Origin of the sequence: Streptomyces sp. NPDC012510 (assembly GCF_042955065.1) — a bacterium.
GTDB lineage: Bacteria > Actinomycetota > Actinomycetes > Streptomycetales > Streptomycetaceae > Streptomyces.
The window spans coordinates 112,361-126,421 of sequence record NZ_JBIBEN010000005.1 but is presented as its reverse complement, the minus strand read 5'-3'; the positions used below and the strand labels follow the sequence as shown (position 1 = coordinate 126,421).

Annotated in this window: 10 protein-coding genes; 8 read left to right on the top strand and 2 right to left on the bottom strand. The window is 70.8% G+C overall.

What is annotated here, in order from left to right:
• Positions 1-167: 167 nt before the first annotated feature.
• From ACFY9I_RS10685 to ACFY9I_RS10675, 3 genes are all read left to right on the top strand, one after another.
• A complete protein-coding gene (locus ACFY9I_RS10685) occupies positions 168-674 on the top strand; it encodes a glutathione peroxidase (protein ID WP_390999427.1) in 507 nt (168 codons plus the stop codon).
• Between the two features lie 109 nt (positions 675-783).
• Positions 784-1,641 carry a MerR family transcriptional regulator gene (locus ACFY9I_RS10680; protein WP_391000373.1) on the top strand — a complete coding sequence of 286 codons (858 nt, stop codon included), beginning with the start codon at positions 784-786 and terminating at the stop codon, positions 1,639-1,641.
• A gap of 376 nt (positions 1,642-2,017) precedes the next feature.
• Entirely contained in the window at positions 2,018-3,682 is a 1,665-nt protein-coding gene (locus tag ACFY9I_RS10675; protein WP_391000372.1) for a hypothetical protein, read from the top strand.
• A 178-nt stretch (positions 3,683-3,860) separates the two neighbouring features.
• On the opposite strand, the gene ACFY9I_RS10670 is transcribed toward ACFY9I_RS10675, so the two are convergent.
• Entirely contained in the window at positions 3,861-7,064 is a 3,204-nt protein-coding gene (locus ACFY9I_RS10670) for a D-alanyl-D-alanine carboxypeptidase (protein ID WP_390999424.1), read from the bottom strand.
• A gap of 276 nt (positions 7,065-7,340) precedes the next feature.
• Between ACFY9I_RS10670 and ACFY9I_RS10665 the strand changes: the two genes are divergently transcribed.
• The 3 genes from ACFY9I_RS10665 to ACFY9I_RS10655 all read left to right on the top strand — a co-directional run bounded on the left by ACFY9I_RS10665 (position 7,341) and on the right by ACFY9I_RS10655 (position 10,107).
• A complete protein-coding gene (locus tag ACFY9I_RS10665) occupies positions 7,341-8,099 on the top strand; it encodes a GPP34 family phosphoprotein (RefSeq protein ID WP_390999421.1) in 759 nt (252 codons plus the stop codon).
• 694 nt (positions 8,100-8,793) lie between these two features.
• Entirely contained in the window at positions 8,794-9,663 is an 870-nt protein-coding gene (locus ACFY9I_RS10660) for a Scr1 family TA system antitoxin-like transcriptional regulator (protein WP_390999419.1), read from the top strand.
• 234 nt (positions 9,664-9,897) lie between these two features.
• Positions 9,898-10,107 carry a DUF397 domain-containing protein gene (locus tag ACFY9I_RS10655; RefSeq protein ID WP_390999416.1) on the top strand — a complete coding sequence of 70 codons (210 nt, stop codon included), beginning with the start codon at positions 9,898-9,900 and terminating at the stop codon, positions 10,105-10,107.
• 224 nt (positions 10,108-10,331) lie between these two features.
• Here the strand turns inward: ACFY9I_RS10655 and ACFY9I_RS10650 are convergent, their stop codons facing one another.
• A complete protein-coding gene (locus ACFY9I_RS10650) occupies positions 10,332-11,198 on the bottom strand; it encodes a hypothetical protein (RefSeq protein ID WP_390999414.1) in 867 nt (288 codons plus the stop codon).
• A gap of 80 nt (positions 11,199-11,278) precedes the next feature.
• Here ACFY9I_RS10650 and ACFY9I_RS10645 point away from each other — a divergent pair, with 80 nt between their 5' ends.
• On the top strand, positions 11,279-12,073 hold the full coding sequence (locus ACFY9I_RS10645) for an SDR family oxidoreductase (RefSeq protein WP_391000370.1): 795 nt from the start codon (positions 11,279-11,281) through the stop codon (positions 12,071-12,073).
• A gap of 261 nt (positions 12,074-12,334) precedes the next feature.
• Complete coding sequence (locus ACFY9I_RS10640; protein ID WP_390999413.1) at positions 12,335-13,918, top strand: sodium:solute symporter family protein; 1,584 nt, start codon at positions 12,335-12,337, stop codon at positions 13,916-13,918.
• Positions 13,919-14,061: the final 143 nt, after the last annotated feature.

The window sequence follows — 14,061 nt, the reverse complement described above, 5'->3', positions numbered from 1 at the left end:
GACCCCGGACGACGCCCGCGGCGGCCGGCCGGCCGGTCGGTCGGTGCTGTACGCGCGGACGACGGCGGGGGAGGTACTCCGCCAGGCGGGGCCAGGGCACGACCCCGCTGGGGACGGGCGTGAACCCGAGCGGAGGGGGCGCGAGGGACCGGAGATAGCATCCGCTCATGACTACTGACAACGCCGGTACCTCTGTCCTCGACGTCGAGATCGGCGCCCTCAAGGGCGGTTCCGCGAACCTCGCGCAGTACGCCGGGCAGGCCGTGCTGGTCGTGAACGTGGCCTCCAAGTGTGGTCTCACGCCCCAGTACACGGGGCTGGAGGCGCTGCAGGCGCGCTACGCCGAGCAGGGCTTCACCGTGCTCGGTGTGCCGTGCAACCAGTTCCTCGGGCAGGAGCCGGGGTCGGCCGAGGAGATCGCGGAGTTCTGCTCGGCGACGTACGGCGTGACCTTCCCGATGACCGAGAAGGTCGAGGTCAACGGGGAGGGACGGCACGCGCTGTACGAGCGGCTGGTGGGCCACGCCGACGCGGAGGGGCACAGCGGGGACATCCGCTGGAACTTCGAGAAGTTCCTGATCGGCCGGGACGGCTCGGTCGTCGCCCGCTTCTCGCCGCAGACCGAGCCCGAGTCGACGGAGCTGGTAGCCGCCGTGGAGAAGGCCATCGGCTGACGCCCGGAGGGGGCCGCCGTTGCCCTTGCCCCTGGGGCAAGGGGCACCGTCCCTCTCGCCGGGCGGAGGGCGCCCGGCGACGGAGGATGACCCAGTGAACCCGGGGAACATGGACGACCTGCTCACCATCGGCGCCTTCGCGGCCCGCGCGCGGCTGTCGGCGAAGGCACTGCGGCTGTACGACCGGCTGGGGCTGCTCGCACCGGCGTACGTCGACGAGGTGAACGGCTACCGGTACTACGGGGCCGACCAGGTCGAGCATGCCCGTCTGGTGGCCCTGCTGCGGCGGCTCGACATGCCTCTCGCGCGGATCGCCGAGATCGTGGATGCCGTCGAGCCGGACGGCACCCTGGCCGCCGAACGGCTGGCCGCGTACTGGGCCGACGCCGAGGAGCGGTTCGCGTCCCAGCGGACACTCGTCGCCTACCTCCGTGGCCGGTTGTCGGGAAAGGAACCCGCGATGTACGGGAAGTTCACGGTCGAGACGGTCGAGACGGCCCCACAGGTGCTGCTGACCGAGTCCCGGCACACGCTGGCGGACGAGTTGCCGACGTGGATCGGGGCCTCGCTGGGACGGCTGGAGGAGGGCGCGGCGGCCTGCGGTGGCATCACCGGGGCACCGTTCGTGGTGTACCACTCCGAGGTGTCGATGGAGAGTGACGGGCCCGCCGAGTCGTGCGTGCCGGTCGGGGACGAGAGTGCCGCGCGGGTCTGGGCGGCCGAGCACGGCCGGGCCTGGGAGACGAAGGTGCGCGTGGAGCCGGCGGGACGGCTCGTGTACACCAGGATCACCAAGGCCCAGGTGGCCCACCCGCAGATCCTCGCGGCCTTCGAGGCCGTCGAGCGGTGGATCGCCGAGCGCGGCCTGCAGGTGGCGGGTCCCTGCCGCGAGGTCTACTTCGCGGACTGGGACGCGGCGGGCCCCGGGGACCCGGTGTGCGACGTGGCGTTCCCGGTCGCATCCTGACCCCGTGTCCGATCACGTATCAGCCTTCTCACGTACCAGCCTGCGGGTCCGGTCGCGTCCTGGGCCCTCGGTCCGGTCGCGTCCTGGCCTTCCGGGCTCTCCCGGATCCGCGTGATCGTCGTACGGCCGTGGGGCAATCCCTACGGGCGTAGCGGATCGCACACTCCCTGTCGGCCAACGGTCAGCGGGTGATTAGCGTCTACCTCGACACACGGAGAACGTCTGGGAAGACGTCTGTGAAGACCCGCACCCGCCCGCACGAGTCGAACGGAACGGAAGAGCCGCAGTGGCCTTTGCCGAACTGACCCCCCGACGTCCGGTCTCGCGCGCCGACGAACCGTCACCGTCGCGCGAGCCGTGGCGGCAGCGCCACCGAGTGGCCCTCACGGCCACCCTGTGCGCCCTGCCGCTGTACTTCGTGTGGTGGGCGGTCTTCGCGACCGGCGGCGGCGATCTGGCGGCCCAGGTGGCGTGGGCGGAGTTCGCGAAGACGTATCCGGACTCCGCCGTCAACCTGTTCTGGTACGGGGGACTGCACGCGGCGAACTACAGCGTGCTCTCGCCGTATCTGATGGCGGCGTGCGGTGTCGTCCCGGTCACTCTGGCGTCGGGACTGGCGGCCTCCTGGCTGGTCGGAGAGGTCGTCACCCGAACGGGCGTACGCGCGCCGGTGCCTGTCGCGTTGGCGGCGACGTTCTCGCTGTGGTGCCAGGTGGTGTCGGGGCGCTCCACGTTCATGCTGGGCACGGCGTTCGCCATGGGCGCCCTGCTGGCGGTGGTGAGCGGGCGCGGCGGGCGGCAGTTGGCCGTGGCGGCGGTGTGCGGAACGCTGGCCACGATGGGAAGCCCCGTCTCCGGGCTGTTCCTCCTGGTGGTCGGCGCCGCGTATCTGCTGTGCCGCGAGTGGGGCCGGGCCGTGGCGCTGCTCGTGCCGCCGGTGACGGTCGTGGCCGTCACCACGCTGCTGTTCCCCTTCGAGGGCGAGCAGCCGATGGCCTTCAGCCGGATATGGCCGCCGGTCGTCCTGTGCGCGGTGGTCGTGCTGGTCGCGCCGAGCGCCTGGCGGGTGCTCCGCCTGAGCGCCGCGATCTACGCGCTCGGCGTGGTCCTCTGTTATCTGATCCCCACCCCCATCGGCACCAACGTCGAACGGCTCCTGGAGCTGGCGGGACCGGCGGCGGCCCTGGCGATCTGCCTGTACCGGGGCGAGGGGCATGCGGCCGACTCGCGGCTGCCGCTGTCCTGGTTCACGCCCCGGCGGCGGATCGTGGCCGGGGCGGTGGCCCTGGTGCTCTCCGTGACCTGGCTGACCGGCAAGACGACCGCCGACATCGTCAAGAACACCAAGGTGCCCGAGTGGGCGGTGAAGACGGACGGGGTGGTGAACGAGCTGAAGCGGCTCGGCGCCTGGAAGACCCGCGTCGAGGTGGTGCCGGCCCGCGACCACCGCGAGGCCGCCATCCTCGCCCCGTACATCAACATGGCGCGCGGCTGGAACCGGCAGGCCGACGTCGAACGCGGGCGGCTCTTCTACGAGGGTCACAGCGGGACCGAGGTGCCTGAGGGGGCCTTCACCCCGACCGCGTACAAGGCCTGGCTCTCCGAGTGGGCCGTCGGTTTCGTCGTCCTCGTCAACGGCGAGCCGGACGGGCCCGCCGAGCTCGAACACGCGCTGGTGACCAGTGAGCCGGACTATCTGGAGCGGGTCTGGCAGGACGCCAACTGGAAGATCTACCGGGTGAAGAACGCGACCCCGCTGGTCGACGAGCCGGCGTCCGTGGTCAGCGCCGACGGTGCCAACCTCGTCGTCCACATGCCGGGGCCCGGCGAGGTCATCGTCCGCATCGCCTACTCCCCCTGGCTGTGGGCCGACAACGGCTGTCTCACCGCGGACCGTGAATCCAACGGCGACCTCACCGAGTTCACGCGTCTCACCGTCCACGAGGCCGGCGACGTCCGCATCAGCTCCCAGTACGGCGGGCCTTCACGCAAGACGGCACTGGAGTGCGAGGAGGACGAGGATGAGGGCGGCGAGGAGTAGAAGCGGGAAGTAGGGGCGGGAAGTAGGGGCGGGGCGTTCCCAAGCCCCCCACAGTCACCCGCACCCAGACACGCACAGCACCCGCACGCACGAAGCGCCCCTCCCAGCCATGTGGTCGGGAGGGGCGCTTCATGCGTGGCCTCGTGCGTGGCCTCGTGTGTGGCCTCGTGTGCCGGTGTCAGCTCACGCGGGTCAGCTTGGCTCCGAGGCCGGGCTCGGCGAGGTCGTCCTGGAGGGCCACCGGCACCTTGACGCCGTCGCCCGAGCCGTCACCGACGATCAGGGAGCCGACGGTGGTGCCCGCCTTCGCCTCGTGCGGGATGGACTCGCCGGCGACCAGTTCCAGCTTGACGGTCTTGCCGGCCCAGCCGACCGCCGAGACGTCCTTGGTGACGACGACCGGGGTCAGACCGCCGAGCTGATCGTCGACGTGTCCGACGACGGCGCCCTTCTTCAGGATCGTGTCGGAGGCCAACGCGTCCTGGGCGGCGAGCATCGCGGTCTTGCTGACCGCGTTGACCGTGTCGATGATCGGCGGCGTGTGCTGGCCGAGGACCGCGCCCACGACGATCGCCGTCTCACCGCCGACCTCCTTCGTGGCCGCGAAGAGCAGGTTGCCGCCGGCGGCCGTGGTGGAGCCGGTCTTGATGCCGATGGCGTTGTTGTAGGGGACGAGACGGTTGTAGTTGTCCCACTCCCTGCCCGAGGGGTCGACCCATTTGGGCAGTTTGGTGATGTCCGTCAGCGCCTTCATCTTCACCAGCTCGTTGCCGAGCTTTACCTGGTCCTCGGCGGTGGAGACGGTCGTCTCCTTCAGCCCGGACGGGTCGGTGTACGTGGTGTTGGTCATGCCGAGGTCCTTGGCGGCGGCGTTCATCTTCTTGACGAACGCCTCCTCGGAACCGTTGCTGTCCCAACGGGCGAGCAGCCGCGCGATGTTGTTCGCGGACGGAATCATGATGGCCGCGATCGCGTCGTACTGGGAGAGCTTGTCGCCCTCCTTGACGGTGTTGAGCGTGGACTCGCCGTCCTTGTCGTAGCCGCCCTCGGTCTCCCCCTTCGCGTCGACGGGGATCGTCTCGCCCTTCTCGCCGGGCTTCATCGGGTGATCCTTGAGGATGACGTACGCGGTCATCGCCTTGGCGACGGAGCCGATGGCGACGGGCTTCTGCTCGCCGAAGCTGTCCAGCGTGCCGATGCCGTTCACGTCCATCCAGCCCTGGCCCTCGTCGGGCCACGGCAGGGAGACCTTGTCGCCCTTGAACGCGTACGAGTCCTCGGCGGTCAGCGCCAGCGTCGGTGCGGGGAGCGGGCGTACGGCCTGTGCGACCGCGAACACGATCGCCAGCAGCACGACCAGCGGTGTCCAGATCTTGACCCGGCGGACGAACGTCCGCACCGGGGTCTGCGCCGGCGGGGGCGTGTTGGTCAGCTCCGCCAGCAGGTCCAGCGGCGGCTTGGGGGGCAACGGCTGCTGCGTCGTCCGCTCCGGGCCGATCTGGGGGATGGCCCGTGTCGCCTCCGCCGGGCTGGTGGCGGGTTTGTCCGGAGCGGCCGAGCGCTCGGCCTGCGGGGGCTTGGGAAGCGTCGGCTCGTCCAGCGGCTTCAATGCCACGAATGTGCTGGTGCGTTCGGCGGGCGGTGCGGCCTCGGAGTCGTCGCCCTTGTCCTCGGGGGCGGTCTCGCGGCTCCTGGAGTCCTCGTCGGCGTCCGCGGGCTTCGCGGCCCCACCGCCCAGCTTGAGCATGGTGGTGGGCTGGTCCACGGCGGGCGGCCGGGGAGCCCGGAAGATCGCGGTCGGCTGATCGACCGCCGGCTCCGCGTCGCCTCCGCCCTCGCCCGCCGACCCGGTGTCAGCGCCTGTGCCTGTGCCGGCGCCTGTGCCTGTGCCGGTGCCGTCCGTGCGGCTTTCGTCGTCGGCTGCGGGTGCCTCCTGGGGGGCGACCGCACCGTCGGCGTCCTCCGGCTCGTCTCCTTCCGAACCCTCCGAGGCGTCTCCGCCCGCCGTCGCGTGCGCCCAGCCAGGTCGCACGCCGCCATCGGGCCCGGATGCCGTTCCGCTGTCCGGCTCGGATTCGGGCCGCGCGTCGGCGGGAGCGTCGGGGGTGGTGGCGTCGGCGGCAGCGTCAGGGGCCGTGGTGTCGGCGGCGTCGGGTGCGGTTGTGCCTGCGGCGGCATCCGCGGCGGCGGCGTCGGCGAGGGCTTCGGCTGCGGAGGCGTCGGCGAGGGCTTCCACCGCGGTCGCGTCCGCGGTGGTGGTGTCGGGCTGCGGCTCGGCTGCCTGGGCGGCCTGGGAGCCCTGGGCGGCCTTGGGGCGCGTGTCGGCCTGAGGGCTCTCGTCCTGCCCCGTCCCGGCTACGGGAGCCTCGGGGGCGTCCGCCTCTGGGCTCTCGCCCTCTCCCGCCCCGACGGCGGTCCGTCGTGCCGCTGTGGCGTCACGGGCGGGCGCGGTGGCACCCCGCTCGGGCGAGCCGTCGTCGCCACCCTCGGCCTCGGCCCCGGCTTCCGACTCCGTGCCGGCGGACTGGCCGCCGCGCGTGCTCGGCCGGTTCTCGACCACCGTGTCGGCGGCGCCGTCGGCTTCGTCCCCGGTCTCCGCGTCCTGGCCGACGGTGGTTTCCGCATCCACCTCCGCCTCGTGGGCGGAGGCTCCGGCCTCCGCGCCATCGGCTTCCGCGTCGTACGCGTCGGCGGCCGCCTGCGCCTCCGTGGAGCCGTTCGAGGCGCCGTCCGCCCCCGTACCGCCCGGGTGCACGCCACTGGGCTTCACGCCACCCGACCCCGCGGCATCCGACCCCGCGCCATCGGGCTTCGCGCCATCGGGCTTCGCGTCCTCAGAGTCCTCGGTCTGCGAGCCTGCGGCCTCCGCAGCCTCGCCGTCTTCGAACCCCGTCCCACCGGTCGCCTTCCCGCCGTCCCGGGAACCTCCAGTCCCCGAACCGGCAGCCTTCGCTGCGCCGCTCTTCGAGTCACCGGTCCCCGGAGCACCGGCCTCGCCACCGTCGCTCTCCGAACCGGTGGCCTCCGACCCCGCAGCCCCATCCCGGTCCCCACGAACACCGGCACCGGCACCGTCACGCGCACCGGCACCGGCCCCCTCGCCCCCCTCGCGCTCGGCCGCAGGCGCGTCCGTCTCGTCCAGGTCCAGCCCTTCCGCCTGCGCCGCCTCCAGGAGCGCTCGGCGGGAGAAGACCGCCGTTGCCTGGTCGGGCTTCGGGGCGGATGCGCGGGACAGGGAGAGGCGTGGGTCCGGGGTCGGCTCCGTGGGACCGGAGGACTGGCTCGGGAGGGCGCCAGGCTCCGGAACCGGTGCCCCGTCCCCCGACGTCGACCCCGTCGACGACTCGTACCGCTTCGACCTGTCGGGGGACGTGCCCGCCACCGATGCCTCCTCCCGCGCGCCGCCCGTCCAGGAGCGCGCCCAACCGAACCGTGAATCAGTGATTCCGTGAAACCCCGCGCCCGGACACTAGTCACCGCACGCACCACCGCGCCGCGCCACTGTCCGAACCATGTACCAGTGTCCTGTGTGCGGGCTTAACCACTGCGGTAGACGAGAACGACATACCTACCGGTTCCACTACATTCCGGTCACGCACTCTCGACAGACCAATGTGAGAGGGGTCACCCTGTCATTCATCCACGCGGGGAGGCATGGATGGGCAGGAGCCGCAGAACACTTCCGGAGGAGCTTCTGCTGCTGGCGTTGGACCCGGCCACGGGTACCACCGCGCAGCCGCAGTCGCTCGACCTTGGTCTGGCCGGAGCACAGCTAGTGGAGCTGGCGCTGGCCGGACGGATAGCCCCAGACGGGGATCGTATCGCCGTGGTGTCCCCACGGCCGACTGGAGATCCGACACTGGACTGCGCGTTGGAGTTGCTGCGAAGGCGTGGCGCTCCGGTGCGTGCCGTCCACTGGATAGGCGGGCCCCGTCTCGGGCTCCGCCAGACCTACCTCTCGCATCTGGAGCGGTGCGGCATGGTGCATGCCGTGGCGGGCCAGATGTGCGGAGTGCTGCCGACGACTCGCTACCAGGCGAGTCAGACCGAGATCAGCCGGGAGATCCGAGCCCGGCTGGATTCCGCGATCCGCACCGGTGTGCCGCCGGACCCGCGGACCGCGGCGCTCGCCGCACTGGCCCACGCGGTCGGTCTCGGCAAGCACCTGTATCCGGGGAACGAGGGACGTTCGTCCCGCTCCCGGCTGCGGGATCTGATCCGGCACGACCCCATGGGCGGCCTGGTGGCCCACGCCGTCATGGACGTGCAGAACGGCGTGGCGGCACAGCCGCGCCGCAGCCCGGCACCGACCGGCCGTCAGGCCGCACCCGGCGCCAGGCCACCCGCACCGGAACCCGCACGTGGCGTTCCGATGCAGCCACGCCGCGGCTCCATGGCGCGCGTCGTGGCGCACTGAGCGGGGCGCGGTACCGGGGCACCGAGGTGTGAGAGGTGTGAGTGGGCACGGGGCCCAGAGCCGCGGGCCTCGACACCCACCGCACCACGCGCACCGCGGCACCATCACGCGCGTCACAAGTTCCACACGCTCCGAACGTTCCACGGGCGGCGGGAGTTCCATCCGCCGCACATGTCCGACAGCGGCACCGCTCGTGCCGCCCGCACCACTGCACAACTCGTACCACTGGCACGCCTCGTACCACTGGCACAGCTCGTACCACTGGCACAGCTCGCACCGCCGGACCCGAACCGCTCGAAGGGACCCCAAGGACCCGGTTCGGGAGCCGCCGGCTCGCGCGGGGCGCGTGCGGCCGTACGGACGACCGACCGATCGACCGGGACACCGGCTCGGCCCGGCCCGGCTCGTCCGACACGACCGCGCCGCCCCGCGCGGCCGCATGTCCGGCGCCGGTCGCGCGGGCCCAGCAGCCGCCGGGCGCCGACGGGGCGGATCACGGCCCGCAAGGGCACACTCCGGGCCGCTCGAGGGCCGTACATCCGGCGAAGATCCCTCCGCGGCGGAAAAACAGCGGCCCGAACGGCGCGTGCGCAGCGCATATCCGCTGTTTTCCAGCGGTACTCGGCACCTTGGTGGCAATCTGCTCAGCAGCAGATACGCAAAGTAGAGGCACGCAGCCGGAGGTGCACGTCCCGTGGCGTCCAATGTCAATCCCACCGTCAGGCGACGCCGGTTGGGCCAGGAGCTGCGTCGGCTCCGCGAGCTCAAGGGCATGACCGCCGAGGAGGTCGCCGAGCGGCTGCTGGTCTCCCAGTCGAAGATCAGCCGCCTGGAGAACGGCCGCCGCAGCATCAGCCAGCGCGACGTCCGCGACCTCTGCGGGGTCTACGAGGTCGAGGACCAGCGTGTCGTCGACTCCCTGATGCAGATGGCCAAGGACTCCCGCCAGCAGGGCTGGTGGCACGCCTTCGGCGATGTGCCGTACAGCGTCTACATCGGCCTGGAGACGGACGCGGCCAGTCTGCGCGTCTACGACCCCCAGGTCGTCCCCGGGCTGCTGCAGACGCGCCCGTACGCCGAGGCGCTGATCGCGGGCGCGCTGCCCGAGACGACGCCCGGTGACATCGACAAGCGGGTCCAGGTACGGCTGCGGCGACAGGAACGTATCTCCGCGCCGGAGAGCCCGCTGCGCCTGTGGACGGTCCTCGACGAGGCCGCGCTGCGCCGGGTCGTGGGCAATCGCTCGCTCATGCGCGAGCAGTTGGAGCACCTGGTCGAGCAGTCCCGACTCCCGCATGTGACCGTACAGGTCATCCCCTTCCACCTGGGCGCCCATCCGGGCCTGAACGGTCAGTACGCGATCCTGGAGTTCCCGGACGCGTCGGACTCCAGCGTCGTCTACATCGAGGGCGTCACCAGTGATCTGTATCTGGAGAAGCCCGCCGACGTCCAGAAGTACAGCGTCATGTACGAGCACCTGAGGGCGCAGGCCCTGAATGTGGAGCAGTCCCGCCAGTTCATCGCGGACATCGCCAAGGAGTATGCGGAACTCCGGCCCCAGTGAACCCAGAAGGGCCGGAAGATACACCCTCGGCACAGCCGAAGGGAAGACTTACATGGAATATGCCACCCACCCGAGTGAATAGTCGCTTCGTCAGCCGATGTTGGCGAGTAGCGTCGATCACGCCAAGGAAGCAACGACCTTGGCGCAAACCGAACCGCGGATTCCGGAAACGGGTCGTCACCGTCCACGGCTCGGCGACAGCAACTCAACGACACACCGGCAAGCGGAGCAGAAATGGCAATTCAGCAAGGCGCCACGGACACGTGGGTCAAGTCCTCTTACTCCACGGGCAACGGCGCTTGCGTCGAGGTCAAGTCCCCCGTCCTCTCGGCCCTGTCCGTGCGTGACTCCAAGGTTTCCGACGGTCCGACGCTGGCGTTCCCCGCCGACTCGTGGAACGCGTTCGTGGCGGAGGTCAGCCGGGGAGCCTTCGACCTGGCGTGACCATGGTTCACCACGACCATCACCACCACGACAACTTCACATACACCCACTGACAGAGCCCTCTCGACCGGCCCGCCGTCCTGGCCGAGGGGGCTCGGCCTTGCGCCGCTCGGCGCTCGCCGCTCGCCGATTCCACAAGCAGCACGGCGCCCGTCCACCGACCACCGGCGCCCGGCTTCCGGCTTCCGGCTTCCGGCCAACACGCAACAGCCAACAACCAGCAGCTATCGCAGACGATCGACGTACTTGTCCGTGCCCGGCACCGTGGGGATGAACGGGGCCAGCAGTTCCCGCCTCCCCAGCCCCGACTCCGCGACCGCGTCCCCCGGCCCGCCGAAGTACTCCTCCCAGCAGTCGCGCGGGTCGGCCTCCAGGAACCACAGCAAGGTGAGACGGGTGTCGACGCCCTCGACCTGCTTCACGTAGGACATCCGGTCCAGCGGCAGCGGGGTGGGCCGGAAGACCGTGACCATGGCGGCGGGCGAGCCGGCGAGCCGCCTGGGCAGGTGGCGGGCCCGTAGCCACTCCAGCAACTCGGCGCGCTCCGCCGGCCCCTCGGCGTCGACGACCTCCAGGACGAGGCCGGCGTACGGGTGGTCGAGGGCGTGGAAGTCGCGGGGCCCGGCGGCCCCGTCGCGGTAGACGGTCGCCTCGTGGTCCTGGAACGCGGTGAAGACATGGGTACGTTCCTGGTGGACGCGTGCGTCGCGATTCAGCCGTTTGTTGATGGCGACCGTCCAGCGCATGTGGTCGTCGTAGCGGCCGTCGGTGATCCAGTACGTGGAGAGGTAGCAGCCGGCGGTGACCGGCTGGGCGATCGCGGACTTCTCGGGTGTGCGCAGGAGTTGCAGGTCGCGGGTGGCCACCCAGCGGCGGCCCGCGAACATCCAGGGCATGGCCATCGCGCCCGCGTAGTAGTGGTCGTCCTCGTACCAGCGGTTGTACGCGTACTCGTGGCCCGGATGCGGCTCGACCATCGTGATCAGGGCGTGGCCGGGCCGGACGCCGTACGGGCCGACGGCGGCCAGTTCGGCGTACGTGGCGCTGCGGGTGTCGGCCGGGGCCGAGGCGGCGCGGGTGTCGTCGGACATGGGTGTTCCCCTTCCTTCCTCCACCGGTCGCCCATACTCTGACGCCCCGTCAGATAATGCGCCAGCCCTCGGAGGTCGCGATGACACCGCCCCTGCTGAACGGCAAGACCGTCGTCGTGTCGGGTGTCGGCGCCGGGCTCGGGCACCGGGTCGCCGCGGCGGTCGTACGGGACGGCGGGAACGCCGTTCTGGGCGCGCGCACGGAGGCGAATCTGGCCAAGGCCGCGGCGGAGGTGGACCCGGGCGGCTCGCACACGGCGTACCGGGCGACCGACATCACCGACGAGGAGCAGTGCGCGGCGCTCGCGGCGCTCGCGCGGGAGCGGTTCGGGAGCCTGGACGCGGTGGTGCACGTGGCGGCGCGCGACGGGTACTTCGGGGGCCTGGAGGACGCCGACTTCACCGCCTGGCAGGCGGTCCTCGACGTGAACCTGCTGGGCACCCTGCGGATGACCCGGGCCTGCCTGCCCAGCCTGAAGGCGGCCGGCGGCGGGGCGGTCGTCATCGTCGGTACGCAGTCGTCGGTGGCCGCACCCTCGCAGGTGTGGCAGGCGGCCTACGCGGCGTCCAAGGGGGCGTTGACGAGTGCGATGTACTCGCTGGCCCGGGAGCTGGGGCCGCACCGGATACGGGTCAACACAGTTCTGCCGGGCTGGATGTGGGGGCCTCCGGTGGAGGCGTACGTGCGGTTCACCGCGCGCACCGAGGGCGTGTCCGAGGCGGAGGTGCTGGCGCGGCTCGCCGGGCGGATGGCGCTGCCCGAGCTGGCCACGGACGGGGATGTCGCTGACGCGGCGGTCTTTCTGGCCTCCGACCGCGCACGGGCGATCACCGGCCAGTCCCTCCTCGTCAACGCCGGGGAACTGATGCGCTGACCCGGACCGCCGAGGGACGGCATCGAGCCCGCCGGGAGCTGACGCCGACACTGACATCGCAGACCGACGCCGACGCTGCAGCTGGCTGGAGCTGATCGTTTTCGGCCAACTCTCTGTTCATATACATAAACCGAAGTCATCGCTCGGAACTTTTTTACCCCCTCTTGACCTTACGCTCGCTTGCCGTGGACATGCCGCCGAACTCAGAGTTCACATGCCTGATCCAAGCTGAACCTGGCGGCGAACCCTGGAAGGGGGCCCATGAACAGTCTCGACTGGGCCGTGCTCATCGGCTACTTCGGTGTGATGGTCGCGATCGGCGTCTGGTCGCACAAGCGTGTGGACAACGTCAGCGACTTCTTCACCGCCGGCGGCAAGATGCCCTGGTGGCTCTCCGGCATCTCGCACCACATGTCGGGCTACAGCGCGGTGATGTTCACCGGGTACGCCGGTATCGCGTACACCTACGGCGTCACCTCCTTCGTGACGTGGTCCTTCCCCATCGCCCTCGGTATCGCCATCGGCTCCAAGCTGTTCGCCCCGCGCATCAACCGGCTGCGGTCACGCCTGCACGTGGCCTCCCCGCTCGAATACCTGAAGAACCGCTACAACCTCGGCACCCAGCAGGCGCTCGCCTGGTCCGGCATGCTGCTGAAGATCGTGGACGTCGGCGCCAAGTGGGCCGCGATCGCGACCCTGCTGTCGGTGTTCACGGGTGTGTCCCTGAACCAGGGCATCCTGATCACGGGCTCGATCACGGCCGTCTACTGCACGATCGGCGGTCTGTGGGCGGACGCGCTGACCGAGCTGGGCCAGTTCGTCATCCAACTGCTCGCGGGAATCGCGATGTTCGTGGCGGTGGTCATGAAACTCGGCGACTACGGCGGCTTCTTCGGGGTCTGGGACCACCCGAAGCTGGAAGGTCACGCCGAGCCGCTGGTGGGCCCCTACGGCACGGTCTTCCTGCTCGCCTTCCTGTTCATCAAACTCTTCGAGTACAACGGCGGCATGCTCAACCAGGCCCAGCGCTACATGGCCACGGCGACCCCGTACGAGGCCGAGCGCTCCGCCCGGCTCTCGGCGGTCCTGTGGCTGGTCTGGCCGCTGGTGCTGTTCTTCCCGATGTGGATGTCACCGCTGCTGGTGACCACGGAGAAGGGCGACGGCTCGGACACGTACGCCCTGATGACCGAACAGCTGCTGCCGCACGGCCTGTTGGGCCTGGTCATCGTCGGCTTCTTCTCGCACACGATGGCCATGTGCTCCTCCGACGCGAACGCCATCGCCGCCGTCTTCACCCGGGACCTCGCGCCGGTGGTGTGGCGGCGGGCGCGCACGTGGACCGAGGGGCAGGGGCTGCGGGTCGCCCGGGTCGCGACCGTGGTGTTCCTCGGTCTGTCGATGGCGGCGGCCACCCAGGTCAACTCCCCCGCCTTCGGGGACATCATCACCGTCGTCATCAAGTGGGTCGCCGGACTCATGGGCCCGATGGCCATCCCGATGATGCTGGGTCTGCTGCGGCCCTTCCGCCGCTCCGGCCCGACGGCGGCGCTCACGAGCTGGTCGTGCGGGTTGTTCGCGTTCTGGCTGGTGAACTACCCCATCCACTGGAACCTAGACGGTGGCGTCCCGCTCCAGTACCAGGTGTCCGTCCCACTGGCCGTCTCGCTGGTGCTGTACATCGTCGTCGGCTTCATCAAGCCGGAGGACACGCCCGAGCGCCTCGCCATCATCGAGATGATCAACTCGGACGGGGACGGCGACGGCAAGGGCGGAGCGGGGGCCGCGGCGGCGGTGCCGGCTCCGGCTTCGGGGAAGGACGCGGCGAGCCCCACGGGGGTCTGAGCCCGACTCTCGCCTGACGTGAGGGCCGCGCCCTGGTGACCGGGGGCGGTCCTCACGTTTCCCAGGCGGGCGACCAGCTCCGCGACGGTCTCCCATACGCCTCCGGCGTGCGGGCGGTGCACCCCGACGCACCGCGCGTCAGC

Coding starts and splice junctions, on each gene's coding strand:
- ACFY9I_RS10640 (WP_390999413.1), top strand. CDS start 12,335: ATGAACAGTCTCGACTGGGCCGTGCTCATCGGCTACTTCGGTGTGATG.
- ACFY9I_RS10650 (WP_390999414.1), bottom strand. CDS start 11,198: ATGTCCGACGACACCCGCGCCGCCTCGGCCCCGGCCGACACCCGCAGC.
- ACFY9I_RS10645 (WP_391000370.1), top strand. CDS start 11,279: ATGACACCGCCCCTGCTGAACGGCAAGACCGTCGTCGTGTCGGGTGTC.
- ACFY9I_RS10680 (WP_391000373.1), top strand. CDS start 784: ATGGACGACCTGCTCACCATCGGCGCCTTCGCGGCCCGCGCGCGGCTG.
- ACFY9I_RS10655 (WP_390999416.1), top strand. CDS start 9,898: ATGGCAATTCAGCAAGGCGCCACGGACACGTGGGTCAAGTCCTCTTAC.
- ACFY9I_RS10665 (WP_390999421.1), top strand. CDS start 7,341: ATGGGCAGGAGCCGCAGAACACTTCCGGAGGAGCTTCTGCTGCTGGCG.
- ACFY9I_RS10685 (WP_390999427.1), top strand. CDS start 168: ATGACTACTGACAACGCCGGTACCTCTGTCCTCGACGTCGAGATCGGC.